This is a genomic window from Streptomyces sp. NPDC026500, assembly GCF_055567635.1.
In genome coordinates, this window is record NZ_JBVHQB010000010.1 from 39,253 (window position 1) to 52,368 (window position 13,116).

The 13,116-nt window shown below is 68.2% G+C and carries 13 protein-coding genes and 2 pseudogenes; 6 read left to right on the top strand and 9 right to left on the bottom strand.

The features are described 5' to 3' along the window. Positions 1–615 precede the first annotated feature (615 nt). Positions 616–2,145, top strand: a complete 1,530-nt coding sequence (gene dacB / locus ACZ4N5_RS19610; protein ID WP_467758321.1) for a D-alanyl-D-alanine carboxypeptidase/D-alanyl-D-alanine endopeptidase — start codon at positions 616–618, stop codon at positions 2,143–2,145. A 100-nt stretch (positions 2,146–2,245) separates the two neighbouring features. Here dacB and ACZ4N5_RS19615 read toward each other — a convergent pair. The 4 genes and pseudogenes from ACZ4N5_RS19615 to ACZ4N5_RS19630 all read right to left on the bottom strand — a co-directional run. After that, a pseudogene (locus ACZ4N5_RS19615) lies at positions 2,246–2,344 on the bottom strand (transposase); the annotation flags it as partial. Positions 2,345–2,455: 111 nt separating this feature from the next. Further along, positions 2,456–3,055 (bottom strand): cation efflux transmembrane domain-containing protein, encoded by a 600-nt coding sequence (locus ACZ4N5_RS19620; RefSeq protein WP_467758322.1) that lies wholly within the window; start codon positions 3,053–3,055, stop codon positions 2,456–2,458. Positions 3,056–3,450: 395 nt separating this feature from the next. Beyond that, positions 3,451–3,831, bottom strand: a complete 381-nt coding sequence (locus ACZ4N5_RS19625; RefSeq protein ID WP_467758323.1) for a hypothetical protein — start codon at positions 3,829–3,831, stop codon at positions 3,451–3,453. 171 nt (positions 3,832–4,002) lie between these two features. After that, positions 4,003–5,670, bottom strand: coding sequence for a beta-1,3-glucanase family protein (locus tag ACZ4N5_RS19630; RefSeq protein WP_467758324.1), 1,668 nt, complete (start codon positions 5,668–5,670; stop codon positions 4,003–4,005). 339 nt (positions 5,671–6,009) lie between these two features. On the opposite strand from ACZ4N5_RS19630, the gene ACZ4N5_RS19635 reads away from it, so the two are divergent. Both ACZ4N5_RS19635 and ACZ4N5_RS19640 read left to right on the top strand, forming a co-directional pair. Beyond that, positions 6,010–6,519 carry a DUF2867 domain-containing protein gene (locus tag ACZ4N5_RS19635; RefSeq protein ID WP_467758325.1) on the top strand — a complete coding sequence of 170 codons (510 nt, stop codon included), beginning with the start codon at positions 6,010–6,012 and terminating at the stop codon, positions 6,517–6,519. Positions 6,520–6,798: 279 nt separating this feature from the next. Then, complete coding sequence (locus tag ACZ4N5_RS19640) at positions 6,799–7,233, top strand: hypothetical protein (protein WP_467758326.1); 435 nt, start codon at positions 6,799–6,801, stop codon at positions 7,231–7,233. Positions 7,234–7,467: 234 nt separating this feature from the next. Here the strand turns inward: ACZ4N5_RS19640 and ACZ4N5_RS19645 are convergent, their stop codons facing one another. Beyond that, positions 7,468–8,142, bottom strand: coding sequence for a Type 1 glutamine amidotransferase-like domain-containing protein (locus tag ACZ4N5_RS19645; RefSeq protein WP_467758327.1), 675 nt, complete (start codon positions 8,140–8,142; stop codon positions 7,468–7,470). 603 nt (positions 8,143–8,745) lie between these two features. Here ACZ4N5_RS19645 and ACZ4N5_RS19650 point away from each other — a divergent pair. The 3 genes and pseudogenes from ACZ4N5_RS19650 to ACZ4N5_RS19660 all read left to right on the top strand — a co-directional run. Then, positions 8,746–9,261, top strand: a pseudogene (locus tag ACZ4N5_RS19650) (DUF7639 domain-containing protein); the annotation flags it as partial. 254 nt (positions 9,262–9,515) lie between these two features. Next, positions 9,516–9,767, top strand: coding sequence for a hypothetical protein (locus ACZ4N5_RS19655; RefSeq protein ID WP_467758538.1), 252 nt, complete (start codon positions 9,516–9,518; stop codon positions 9,765–9,767). 44 nt (positions 9,768–9,811) lie between these two features. Beyond that, positions 9,812–10,012 (top strand): hypothetical protein, encoded by a 201-nt coding sequence (locus ACZ4N5_RS19660; RefSeq protein ID WP_467758328.1) that lies wholly within the window; start codon positions 9,812–9,814, stop codon positions 10,010–10,012. Between the two features lie 141 nt (positions 10,013–10,153). Here the strand turns inward: ACZ4N5_RS19660 and ACZ4N5_RS19665 are convergent, their stop codons facing one another. The 4 genes from ACZ4N5_RS19665 to ACZ4N5_RS19680 all read right to left on the bottom strand — a co-directional run bounded on the left by ACZ4N5_RS19665 (position 10,154) and on the right by ACZ4N5_RS19680 (position 12,874). Then, positions 10,154–10,447 (bottom strand): DUF1330 domain-containing protein, encoded by a 294-nt coding sequence (locus ACZ4N5_RS19665; protein WP_467758329.1) that lies wholly within the window; start codon positions 10,445–10,447, stop codon positions 10,154–10,156. Positions 10,448–10,559: 112 nt separating this feature from the next. Beyond that, positions 10,560–12,014, bottom strand: a complete 1,455-nt coding sequence (locus tag ACZ4N5_RS19670; RefSeq protein ID WP_467758330.1) for an MFS transporter — start codon at positions 12,012–12,014, stop codon at positions 10,560–10,562. 26 nt (positions 12,015–12,040) lie between these two features. After that, positions 12,041–12,499, bottom strand: coding sequence for a MarR family winged helix-turn-helix transcriptional regulator (locus ACZ4N5_RS19675; RefSeq protein WP_467758331.1), 459 nt, complete (start codon positions 12,497–12,499; stop codon positions 12,041–12,043). A 66-nt stretch (positions 12,500–12,565) separates the two neighbouring features. After that, on the bottom strand, positions 12,566–12,874 hold the full coding sequence (locus tag ACZ4N5_RS19680; RefSeq protein ID WP_467758332.1) for a transposase: 309 nt from the start codon (positions 12,872–12,874) through the stop codon (positions 12,566–12,568). Between the last annotated feature and the right edge of the window lie 242 nt (positions 12,875–13,116).

The following is a 13,116-nucleotide window of genomic DNA, read 5'->3' on the forward strand; positions in this document are numbered from 1 at the left end:
AGCCGGACGTCCCACCTTGGTCAGCGAAGTGCTCCAGGACCCAGCACCGCCTTTCGCGGCGTTGACGCCGCTGCCTCATCACCTCTCATCACCGAGACGAGAACGACGGCACAGTGATGACCACGGCGTATCTGATCGCCGCCGACGGCTGGGAAGTCGACCTGATGCTGTGGGCGGACGCCGGCTGCCGAATGCGGACCGTGCCCCCCGGCAGCGACTCGCCCTGACCGGGTGAAGAACCTCGACGAGGCCGGTGATCGGCACCGGCGGCAACCACCCAGCGCCACGCCCACCCGCGGCCTTGTGCAACACCCCTCGGGTCTGTTGCACGAGCGGCTCACTATGTGCGGACTCCCGGTGTCGTCGGCTCGGCGATCGGCCGACCGGATGAAGTTGTCCCACGCGCTGTCGGCACGGCGCCGAGCAGCGGAACGTGCGCGGTTCATGTTCTTACGATGCCGCCAGGAGCGCCCGGGCGAGCTGGGCCCGTGCGAGTCGGCCCCGTGCGATGCGGGCTTCTTCGACTCGGCTTCTTCGACTCCAGAAATGGCGGAATGCATGAGACCGATGATCTGTGGCCGGCTCAGGACCTGGGCGGCCGCTGGTGCGACATTCGTGTTTCTGGCGGGGGCGGCAGCCGCCGGCACCCCGGCGGCGGCACACGACGACGACCTCGGGCCCGCCATCGAGGCGATCATGCACAAGCCCGGTTACGAGCACGCGCAGTGGGGCGTGCTGGAGACGGACCCGGAGACCGGCCGGGTGATCCACTCCCAGTTCGCGAACCAGTTCTTCGTCCCCGGCTCGACGGTCAAGCTGGTCACCATCTCGACCGCGTGGCACACCCTCGGCCCGAATCACCGTTTCACCACCCCCGTGATGGCGACCGGCACCCGCACCGGGTCGACGCTGCACGGGAACCTGGCGCTGGTCGCCCAGGGCGACCTGACCATGGGCGGACGCACCAAGCCCGACGGATCGGTGGACTACACCGACATCGACCACACCGAGGCCGAACTCCCCGGCGCGACCCTCACCCCTGAGAACCCGCTCGCCGGCATCAACCAGATCGCCCGGCAGATTCGGGACGCCGGCATCACCAGGGTCGACGGCAACGTCATCATCGACCCCCGTCTGTTCCACCTCCCGGCGCTGAACCCGCAACCCACCCCGCTGATCCTCAACGACAACCTGATCGACCTGCTGACGACCCCGACCACGCCCGGGCGGCAGGCAAAGTTGTTCTGGCGCCCGCAGGTCTCGCCGTACCACGTCACCTCCAGCGTCCGGACTGTCTCCAGCGGCGGGACCACCTCCGTCAACGTGACCACCTCGCCCGACGGCACCCAGATCCACCTCTCCGGCACCATCGCCGCCGGTTCGCAGCCGCTGCTGCGGGTCTCCAACATCCAGGACCCGAACGCCTTCGGCCGCACCGCGCTGATCGAGGCCCTCGCCCGCGCCGGAGTCACCGTCACCGCGCCGCCCACCGGCCGCAACCCGCAGAACCAGCTGCCCGCCTCCTACCGCCACGACCCCCGCCTCGCCGCGTACGTCTCCCCGCCGTACAGCCAGTACGCCAAGCTGATCCTCAAGGTCAGCCACAACCTCGGCGCCAATCTGGCCCTGTGCAACATGGCCGTCGCACGCGGCAGCAAGAACTGCTTCGACGCGTTCCCGATCGAGCACGACTTCCTCACCAACGTCGCGGACGTCGACCCGAAGCAGTTCCAGCTCGCCGACGGGCGCGGCGGCGTGCCGGCCGAGCGGGTCACCCCGAACGGCCTCGTCGAGCTCCTCACCTACTGGCTGCACACCCCCGACGCCAAGGCCTTCCGCAAGCTGCTCCCGATCCTCGGCGTCGACGGCTCGAACGGGATCTCCTGCACCACGAACTGCCCGGCCAAGGGCAAGGTCTTCGCCAAGCCCGGCACGATTCTCGGTGAAGACGAGCTGAACCAGCAGCTCGCGGCCTCAGCCCAGAACGAGGCCGGCTACCTGAAGACCGACGACGGCCGCGTGTTGACCTTCTTCGTCGGCGTCAACGGCGCCTCCAGCCCCGACCTCCAGAGTTTCCTGAGCATCTTCAACGACGTCAACCAGATCACCGCCCTCCTCCAGGAGCAGGCCTCGGCACACAAGTAGCGCGCCGCCCGAACTCCGGACTGCTCTGACCTCAGTTGTGGGCACGGGTCCGCACTGCCTGCCCGTGCCCACAGCTGCCCGTGCCCTCGGCTGCCGGTGATCAGTCCGGCCGCTTCTGGTGTGCGATGTAGTTCTTGACCACCTGGAGCGGCGCACCGCCGCATGAGCCGGCGAAGTACGAGGGCGACCAGAACCGGCCGTGCATGACTGAGATTGACGAGCACTGACACCGGTGCTCCACGGATGGGGGCTTTCTCAAGTGCGTGACCATGGCCGGCTGTTGAGGGGAAGGCCCGATCTGGTCGTCTGCTCAGTGGTCGCCGGTGAAGGACTCGCGGACCTCGCGGAGTGCGTAGTAGACCAGCACATAGCCGGCGGCCGGGTCGGCCCACCACCAACCGGCGGCGGTGTTGAGGGTCAGGCCGAGCAGAACGGCGGTGGCCAGCAGGCCGTCGATCAGCGTGACGCGGCCCTCGGTTTTGAGTACCGGGTTGTCCAGGGCGGTGCCGGTGCGGGCCTTGCCTGCGGCGAGGGCGAACATCACGAGGGCGGTGACCGCGGTCCAGACGATGCCCAGCGGCGAATGGTCCGGGTGGAAGCCGCTGGCCAGCGCCCAGGTCGACTGCACCAGCAGGTAGAGGGCCAGTGCTGCGAACCCGGCACCGATCAGCCGCAGCGCGCGTCGCCGGCGGGCTTCGCCGGTGCCGGACAGCTCCCAGATCACTACCGTCGAGGCACCGATCTCAATGAGGGAGTCCAGGCCGAATCCGGCCAGCGCCACCGACCGGGCGGAGACGGCCGCGACGGCCAGGACCAAGATGCCGACGATGTTCCAGGCCAGTGTGATGAATTCCAGAGTGAAGCCCCGGCGGAGCAGGGCATCGCGGGAGATCTCATGCGCAGCGGTCACGCCCCGATTCTCTCCGGCCTTCCCGCGCGACCAGCGGCGACCCCGGCCCGGTGCGACATCCCGTCCGGTCCGGCATCACGGCGGATCGCCGTATACAGATCGGCCTTGAACTTCGGTGGCGCCGGCGCCCCTCGCCCGGAGCACTCCCAGAGTGCCACCGCAAGCACCCAAGTGGTGTCAGAACTCGGCGACATCACTCTCACCGACATGGGGCGCTGTCGGCGCGTCGGTCGATACCCGGTGTTCGTACGTACTCGCCGGTCGCGGTGTTCGGGCTGCCAGGTCACGCACGTGCCGCTGCCGAAGGAGATCTGGCCGCGTCGGGCGGATGCGGCCGAGGTGATCGGGGCCGGGTTGGAGACGGCGGCCCTGAGGATGGGCACCCAGAGGTGCGGCTACCCTGCGGAGCCGTCGAGGGGGACCGGCTGTCCTGCGGCGTCCCGGGACAGTAGGTCGACCGCGGTCTCCCGGCGGACCATCAGCCGCGCCCGGCCGTCGGCGACGGCGACCACGGCCGGACGCGGCTGCAGGTTGTAGTTGCTGGCCATCACGTGGTGGTAGGCCCCGGTCGCCGGGACGGTGAGCAGGTCGCCGACGCGGATGTCGTCCGGCAGCGCGAAGTCCGGGACGACGATGTCGCCGCTCTCGCAGTGCTTGCCGCAGACGACGGTGTGTCGGGGTGTGCCGGTCAGCTGGCGGTTATGCAGGCCTGGTCGGCTTGCCGGCGGCTCAAGCCGCGGGAGTGTCTGATCAACGGCGGGTCCGCTGATCAACACCCTGGCTGATGGCCTGTCGATCCGACAGCGGTGCAACTGCCCTGGTGGGGTGGTTGCACCGCTGTCGGCGGACCGTGTAGCGGCCGGGCCACGGCGCGAGACCGTCGCCCCGGTCGCATCTGTCCGCCCACAGTGCTGTGCCCGTGGCGCCTGCTGTTGCGGCGCCGGTGGTCAGCTGGTGAAGGTGAACCAGTTGATGTTGGTGAAGTCCGAACTGCTGCCCGAGAAGACCAGGTAGACGTCGTGGACTCCGGTGGCGGAGGCGGCCATGTTCGTGGGAATGGTCTGCCAGTTCTGCCAGCCGCCGTTGTTGGCGAAGTCGATCTCGGCGATCTTCGTGCCGCTGGTGCTGTCGAGCCGCACCTGGATGGCACCGCTGACACCGGCGGCCGCGCCCGACGCCAGCCGGGCCTTGAACTGGTTCGGGGAGGCCGAACCGAAGTCGACGGAGGAGAACTTCAGCCAGTCGCCGTTCGAGATGTAGCCCACGTCGCTGCCGCCACCGGTGTCGGAGCAGCTCTCGGTGGTGGTCCCGCTCTGCGCCGAGTAGGACTCCGCCTGGATGGTGCTGTACGCGCTGACGGTGCCCGAGCCGCCCCCCGAGCCTCCGCCGGAGCCGCTGCCGGCGCCGAGGGTGATGCTCCACGAGGTGGGCGCCCCGTCCTGGAGGTGCCCGTCGACGGGGGCCGCGCCGGTGGGGCCGACGTCGTCGTAGGGGAAGGCGTAGCCGATGGTGGCGTACTTGTGGACGAGTCGTGCGTAGTGGTTGGTGATCGAGTCCTGGTAGTACAGCGACGGTGTCACGCCGTCGGGGTTGTTGTTCCCGCCCGAGACCAGGAGCGAGCTGCGGTTGAGCGCGGCGGCGAGCCGGGCGGCGATCGCCCCGCGGGCGTCCCCGCCGGAGTTGTAGAGGGGACCGGACGCGCAGCCGAAGATGTCGACGGCGCTCGGCTTGGTGAACGGCACGCCGTTGGTGTTGAGACCGGAGAACACGATGGCGTTGCCGGAGACGGTGCCGGTGTACGAACCGATGCTGCCCTGGCCGTTGATGGTCAGCGGGGTGGAGGTGTAGTGGCTCCAGACCCGGTTCAGGTAGTCGTCCCAGTAGTTGCCGAAGCCCACAGGCGAGTGCGCGGGCGCCATGACGCGCAGCACCGCACCGGAGGAGTCGGTGACCACCAGCCTGTCCCAGGGGGCTCCGTCGGAGGCGTGCTGTGACTGAAGGCCGGAGGCGATGGAGGTGAGGGCGCCGGCGGGCAGCGGACTGACCGACTGGTTGCCCCCGCTGCCTGTGCTGGCCATCGAGATCGGCAGCGCGACCATGTCGACGTAGGAGATGTTGGCGTAGAGGTTGGCGCTGTTGAAGGTGAACTCGCAGAACGTCCAGTTGGTGGCCCAGTTCGGGTCGGAGCTCACCAGGGCGGGCTGCACCACTCCGGGCGGGGAGCCCGGGTTGACGAAGAACTGGAGCTTCTGCCCGACCGAGAACCAGACACGGCCGCCGATGATGTAGTCGGTCAGGGTGACGGTCTTGGCGGCCGAACCGGAGGGGCCCAGCGCGATGGAGTAGTCGGCGATGGGGGTCACCGGGGACGACGGGTTGGGCAGCCGGTTCAGGGCGCCGTTCGCCGATACGAAGACCGGCCAGCCGCTGCTGTCGGTGCCGGATATGTAGGCGTAGACGGTGTCCTGGCCGGAGTTGTTCGCCAGTTTCACGGGGAGTGAGACTCCCGCGGCCGCCGCTGTGGACGTCAGCGGCGAAAGTGGGGAGAACGGGCTCAGGGCAGCCGTACCGCTGATGGCACCGGCCGCGGTCAGGAAGGAACGTCGGGAAACCACAGGGGCCCTCCCGGAGGGAGTGATGGTCCGTCAACAACGTGACGGGCGGGGGGAGTTGGTTCGTGTGCGGTTCTGCGCGGGGGTGACGTTATTGGACTGGACCAATACAGTCAAGGTTGCGGAACCATTTCCTCCAGGTAACGGCGTCCGCACCTCGTCAGGAACCCCGCGCCTGAAGTCCACGCGGTCGGGGTGCGGCCAGGCGGTGTTCGATGTGCCGGTACCGCGCCCCCATCCGCTAGATCAAGGACTGAACGGGGAACGATCGGTAGGGTCGGCAACCGCGTCGTGGCCAGGCGCAGGAGTCGTGGCCATGCGCACGAGGGGACGGGACGAACCATGGGGCACAGGACAGGAACGCGCGTACGCAGGAGCGTCGCACCCGTCGTGGACGCGGCGGTGGCGAGCCTCGGCGGCTGCGATCACGTGGACGCGGTCGCGGTGGACCTGGCCCCGGGGACCAGTGCCGCGGACTTCGCCCGGACGGTACTGGCAGGGACACCGGAATGGGTGCACGGGCTGCTGACCGTACGGGACAAGCTGATGTCGCCGTTCGGGCTGCATGTCCAGCAGCGAGTCGCCCCCGACGAGATCCGGGTCGAACCCGGTGCGCGGCTGGGCCCCTTCCGGGTCCTCACGGTCTCCGACGACGAGGTACTCGCCGGCGACAACGACAAGCACCTGGATTTTCGCACCTCCTTCGCCGTACGGGAGGGGGCCGCAGGCCTGGAGGGCGTCTGCACCACGGTCGTGCGCTACCACCGGCGGGCCGGACACCTGTACTTCAGGGTCATCCAGCCGTTCCACAACCTCATCATCCCGAGGGTCGTCGCCCGCGCCCGCTCATAGCCGGCCGGCACGGATCCAGGTCGGCGGGGAACACTGCCCGGGGAGGGTGTGCTGGGGTACGGGATCTGCCGGACGGAGGCGGTGGCCCGGATCGGACTCAAGCCGGGTGATCCGGTGTTCGTCAGGTGTCGAGTCCCTGTTCACCGCGACGGAGGACCGTGCCTGGCCGTTCAACATCGCCCATTCCCGCCCGCGTGGTCCAGCTCACCGCTCGATATCACCTGATCCGATCCGACAGCACCCCTGAAGGACGCTGCCCCGGACTGGCACGATTCAGCCATGGGAAACATGTACGACTACTACGCGGCCACCGACGACACGCAAGCCCTCGCGCTGTTCGAAGACGACAGCATGGTCGACCCATTCGGCACGCTCGGCCTCAAAGGGGCAGACCCCTACCTGATCCTCGGAACCGTCGAAGCCCACCTGACGGGAGTATCCGAGGAGCAAGTGGAAGCCGACCCCCGCTTCTGCGAACTGCTCAACGACCCCGAGCACGACGGGCCCTGGCTCGTCTCGCTCACAGACACCCTTCGTGACGCCCTCGCAGCGGCCACCCCGGAGCGCCTGCTGGAAACCGCCACCGCATGGACCCACGCGGAGGACGGTGGCGGGGAGGACCCAGGGCTCATGGCTGACTTCCTGGCACGCCTCGGCGAACTCGCCCGCGACGCCGGGCCGCGACGAAGCCTGTACTGCGGCATGTCCCTGTAGCGAGCGGCACATTGGGAACAAGTTCGGCGGCATCAATACCGCCACAGTGATCAGGGACTCGACACCTCATGGTCACCCGGAGATCGCGCGCTGCCTCCGTCCGATCCCGGTCCACGAACTCAAGAACCGCACCGGCTATCTGAACCAGTACCAAACCGGACGGATCCCCTGAACGACTCCGCCCTGCTCCCTTCCCCGGCGCGGCGAGTTCGAGGACGGGAAGGTCGTCGACGTTCATGATGCCGGGTTGAGCAGTTTCCAGTGCCCCTCGGAGACAACCTCGACGCCGCCGTCGGTCACCTTGATGGCGGTCTGAGCGTCGATGGCGTACGCGGGACCCATTATGTCGGCGGCCCACCGTTCCGCCTCGGCCATGGTGTTCCCCGGACAATCCGGGCTGTCGAGGTGCGGGAAGATGGAGAAATCGACGACTCCCAGCGTGCTGTCGTCACCGGTGGGCGGCTCCCAGTCGACGAAGTTCTCCCCGATGCGGGGAGTCAGCACCATGCTCCCGGCGCTGAGCCCTACGTAGACCGTGTCGCGCAGCGACGGGAAGAGGTCGGCCAGTCCGGACTCCCGCATCCAGTGGCACAGGTACAGCGCGTCGCCGCCGTTCACCAGCAGGGCGTCTGCCTCTCGGACCCAGGAGACCCAGCGTTCCTTGTCGATGCTGGGCAGTCCGGTGAGTTCCAGCACGCCCACCGACTTCCACCCCAACTCGGTCATGGGACTTGGGGACCGTCCGCTGATGAAACGCCATGGCCCGCTCGGATCCCCGTACTTGCCCCCGTACCCTGCGGTGGGGATGCAGAGGGCGCCGGCCTCGGCGATCGGTTTGCCCAGGAGATCGACCAGCGCCGCCAGGATGCTTGCGTTCTTGACACCGGAGTCGGTTAGGAGAAGCTTCATCACGCCCCCACGCTGATTGCATAATGAAAGTAATTGAGCGACGTTAACATCGCTGCGTCCTACGGGCCTGGACTGTCTCGGTACGCATAGTGTCCGAGGAGGCCGCCCCACGGCTCGCCAACTGGGTCACCGCCGATGGGCGTTCCCTTGAAATAGCCTCATCGAACGGCCGCCGTCATCTCACCGTGTGCGCGGGCGGGGTTCACCTCCTTCTCAAAAGAGACCCGCTTGGGAGGGCGGACGGGTGGAGCGGACGTTGCCGGGCATCGGGTGCCCTCGCCGGTGTCGCGCGTCGCTGCCGCGCCACCGACGGTGTGGCGGGCTGCCGTACGGGCATCAGCCAGTAGCACCCGGCCCTTTGCCGAGCCGTCTTCGGTCGCTGCCCACTCAGCGCGGCCATGGACGTGCCGGCCGCCGCCGTCAGCACCCTTGAGAAGCCGATGAGGGACCTTCGCTCGGTAAACTGCCCAGCTACGTCAACCGCTTTACACCTCAGTCTCCGGCCGGGCAGGACGCAGCGACCAAGAGAGTCCCTTGGCACTCCCATGATCGTCTCCCAGGCGGTAGCGTGCGCCCATGACTTGGCGGGGACCGACGTATCGGATGGTGGATGGAGAGAGGATCGATGGGGCCTGGTGCCACGTCTGGCGGCGGTACCCACCAGATAGTGAGTACTACGTCGACGACTTGATTGTCTTCGCGGACGGAGCGATCACCTGCGGAGGCCGTACGGACCTGGCCGGCCTCGGGAAGATGCTGGCAACGGGCCGACTGGCGGTGACCAACCCTGATATTCCACCGCTTCCCGACGAACCCTCGAAGTGGGCCTCTCGTTGCGGCGAACCGCTGACACCAGAAGGATTTCTTCTGGACGTCTCTGACCGCATCGAAGCGCTCAACGAGCGACCAACTGCCGGGCAACGTTGCAGGGATGCGATCCGACGCTTTCAGCAGGAGCCGTCCGAGTCCAACCGAGCACTTCTCCGAGCTGCGTATCTGGCGGTTCCACCGCATCTTCGGATTTATGTCCTCGGAGACATGGACCGCCAGGACCGTCCCTTGCGGATCCTTCTCACGAACATTGGTGAGACCGTCGATGACGATGGCCCCGTAGCGACAGCGGAGATGCATCAGGACGTCCTGGACTACTTCAACCGTGGAGATCAGGGGGTCCAGAGCGAGCGGGAGCGGCGAGCCATCCAGCATTCCGACGACCCTTCAGAACCCGGCCGGCCGGCTCTCGTCTCGCACGAAACCGTCTACCCGCAGGGCCGGCCCGAGGAACCGGGTCTGTTCGTGCTCCGCAACGACTTCCCGGCGCCAATCGTGTTCATGACCTGGGTGGCCAGGCAACGCACAGGAGTGACTGGTCAATCGTTCGCCTCGCGGTCATGGCAGGGCTCCTTCGTGCGAAGTTCACCCAGCACCCCGAACTCGCCCAGGTCCTCGTTTCCACAGGGGATGCCAGGATCAGCTACACCGGTTTCTCGGACTCACCCTTCTGGAGAGACGTCCCCGACAGCCGAGGGCGAAACTGGATGGGACGACTGCTTGATCTGACCCGCTCCGAGCTCGTTGCCCAGCAATTGCTCCGGTCTGAGAACCCCAGTGTGCTGAACAACTAGGAAACTGCTGCCTGGTGGGAGTGCTCGACTGAGCTTGTTCCGCTTTGACGGAGACCATTGGGTGTGGTGGTCAGGCGGTCGTTGAGTACGGCGACAGCATCGCCAAGCGGTACGCGCAGTTGACCGTCTTCGGGATCGACCTGAAGGACATGAAGAACAGCTCGTGGCCGCTGGACATGGCATACACACATCTGGAGATGGTCCAGGGCGGCCGATACGCACCGAACGGAGGTGCGGACGCCTAACGGTCCACCGCCCACCCGGTCGCCGCCCACCCGGTCACCGCCCGCCCCGCTCGCATCCCGCACTCCGCTCACACCGCCCTGCCGACGGAGGCCGCGCTGTCCGGACAGGAGCGCGTCTCCTCGCCGACGCAGCCTCGATCGTCAGTCGAGGCCTTCGATGATGCGGAAGTCGCGCTCGACGCCGTCAGCAAGTGCGGCCAGCGCCTCCTGGTAGGCCGCACTCGCACGTGCGGCGACCGCCTGTTCGAAGCTGTCGAACTCGATCAGGACGGTGCGCTCGGCGATTCCGGCGTCGTGTGCGACGACCCGGCTGCCGCGGGAGAGCAGCCGCCCGCCCGCGGCCTTGACGGCTGGACGAGCCAGCTTGTCGTAGGCAGCCACCTTCTCGGGGTCCGCAATGGTGCGGTAGACGCTGACCCAGTAGCCCTTGGCCACGGTACCTCCTGTGTTCGGAATTGTTGCTCAGAAGCATGCTCAGATCCATGGCCGGCGCGCTGTGGGTCAGCGAGCCGACGGAGACGGCGTCGAAGTCGGACGGCTTCGATCCTCAGCTTCCGGTTCGACTCGACCGGCCCAGGCCCGGCACACCGACTGGGGCTGTGATCGGATTGGTCTCGGGTGAGCGTCGGCGGGCGAGGGCGAGGCCGGCCATCGTCGTGATCGCCATCGCGGCGACGCCGACCAGCGCCGCGGTCGTGTAGGCGTCGTCGTTCGGGAAGAGGCGGCCCGTGGCGGTGCCGGCGGCCAGGACCAGACCGCCGATGGCGCTGCCCAGGGAGTACCCGACGCTGCGGACGACGTAGTTGAAGCTCATGGCGCTCGACGTCTCGCTCTCGGGGGTGACGGCCAGGATGACGCCGGGCATGGCGGCCGAGAAGCTGCCGACGCCGAAGCCCAGCACGCCCATGGCCGCGAGCAGTTCGGCCAGGTTGGACCGGGCGGTGGCGAACAGGACGAACCCGCCGCCGACGATGGCGGCGCTGCCGGCCAGGAGCAGGGGGCCGTCGATCCGTTCGCGGACCCGCGGCGTGAGCTTGCCGGCGACGAACCCCAGCACAGAGAACGGGATGAGGACCAGCCCCGCCACGAAGGTGGTCAGTCCGAAGCCGTAGCCGGCGCTGTGCGGCGTCTGCGCGTAGCGGGTGATGAGCGTGAGCAGGAGGTACATGCCGCTCCCGCCGACGAACATGGCGATGTTCGCCCCGGCGACCGCCGGGTGCCGTACCGCCCGGACGTCGACCAGGGGCGTCTTGGTTCGCAGTTCGGAAACGGTCCAGAGGCAGAGCAGGAGTACGGCGGCGACGGCAAGGGTCACCGCCACGGCGAGGTGTCGGCTCCACAGGTTCCTCTCGCCGGCCAGGAACAGGACGAGGAGCAGTCCACCCGCCAGGACGAGCGCACCGGCCACGTTCACGTGAGCGGAGCGGCCCTCGGGAGCTGCGGGCATGGAGCGCCACGCGGTCACGAAGGCGATGGCGGTGACGAGCAGGCCGAGGCCGTAGGCGGCCCGCAGTCCGCCGAACTCGGCGAGCAGCGCGGCCAGCGGGTAGCCGACGCCGGCTCCGATGATGGAGACCACTGAGATCAGGGCGATCGTGGCCGCGCTGCGCTCCTCGGGAAGATGGTCGCGGGCCACGCCCATCATCAGCGCCGTGAGACCGAGTCCGACGCCTTGGGCCGCTCTGCCCACGAGCAGCCAGGCGAACGGCAGCGGCAGCACGGTGAGCACGCTGCCGACGACGACGATCGCCAGCGTGGCGAGAATCGTGGCCCGCCGGTGCGGACCGGCTCCGAGCCGGCCGAGGACGGGTGTGGCGACGGCGCCGCTGAGCAGGGCGATGGTCAGCGTCCACTGGGCGCTGTCGAGGGAGACGTGGAACGTGGTCGCCACGCTGGTGATGAGCGGCGTCCCGAGGCTGGCGACCGCCGCCACGACCAGGGCGATGAACATCAGGGCGGGGACCAGCAGACGTGCCTCGGAACGTATCAGGGCAGTGCTCATGGGCTGGTCATGAGCCTGGGCCGCGGTCACCGGTCCGACTCCTCTCGGGCGTGGCCTTCGAGCTCCGCCAGATGCAGCAGCGCCGGAAGGGCTGCTGCCAAGGCCTCGACCTCGTCACCGCTGAGTTCGTCGATCAACCGCGCGTACGCGTCGACGCCCGCCTGGCGTCGCGTCCGGACGTACGACGCGCCGGCCTCGGTCAGGCACACCAGCGTGACCCGCTTGTCGGACGGATCACCCTTCCGCACGACCAGCCCGGATTCCTCCATCACCCGGACCAGGACGGTCATCGCGGGCTGGGTGACGCCCTCGGCCACCGCCAGATCGGTGATCCGTCGCGGGCCGGTCTTGTCCAGGGTGGCCAAGGTGGCGGCGGACGTCAGGCTCATGTCGCGGGGAAGGCGTCTCACGGCCCTGGTGGCCAGACCGTAGAGGGCTGACCCGATGGCATCGGAAGCGCCGTGCGCGGCGTCTCGGCGACTCATGCCTGAAGCATAGCAGCTTTATATGAATCCTTTATGTATCTCGATCAGGGTTCGGCGATACTTGACTTACAACGCGTTCGCGTAAAGATGAACGGCGTCGGTTTTGATCGCCCTGCTGATCCCTTCGGAGGCGGCGTTGGTGACGCCGGTCGTGATCGCGGCGAGGATCTGCGGCCACCACGTGCTGACGTGCGGCAGCGAGTCGCGCACCGCGGCTTTGAACACGGTGCACATGTCGATCGCGACCACCTGGACCCCGGCCCGCCACTGGCGAGTCTGGGCGCCGATCCACGCCGACACACTCGCCGCGGTGCGGCCCTCGACCTGCCCCCGCAGCCCGGCACCGCCGGCCAGGTCAACCAGCCGACATGCCACCGGTCGGCGACGACTTCCCAGATCTCACCGCCGTCGGGCGCCTCGACCAGGCGGAACTTCGCCTTCCCGCGTCGGGTCTCGTCGATCCCCAGGTGCGTCACCGGCGCCGTGTCCTTCGGCAGCGCAGCCGCGGCCGTGAACGCGGTGTTCGCCACCGGCCACGACACCTCGAAGTCGCGCGCGGCCTGCACCACCGTCCGTCCGCGGTCGGCGACCGCTTCCCCGACCGAGGTACGCAGCCG

Bases quoted from the DNA above. Each gene is read 5' to 3' on its own strand.
- ACZ4N5_RS19635 (WP_467758325.1), top strand. From the start codon at position 6,010: ATGGGGCACAGGACAGGAACGCGCGTACGCAGGAGCGTCGCACCCGTC.
- ACZ4N5_RS19640 (WP_467758326.1), top strand. From the start codon at position 6,799: ATGGGAAACATGTACGACTACTACGCGGCCACCGACGACACGCAAGCC.
- ACZ4N5_RS19645 (WP_467758327.1), bottom strand. From the start codon at position 8,142: ATGAAGCTTCTCCTAACCGACTCCGGTGTCAAGAACGCAAGCATCCTG.
- ACZ4N5_RS19670 (WP_467758330.1), bottom strand. From the start codon at position 12,014: ATGAGCACTGCCCTGATACGTTCCGAGGCACGTCTGCTGGTCCCCGCC.
- ACZ4N5_RS19675 (WP_467758331.1), bottom strand. From the start codon at position 12,499: ATGAGTCGCCGAGACGCCGCGCACGGCGCTTCCGATGCCATCGGGTCA.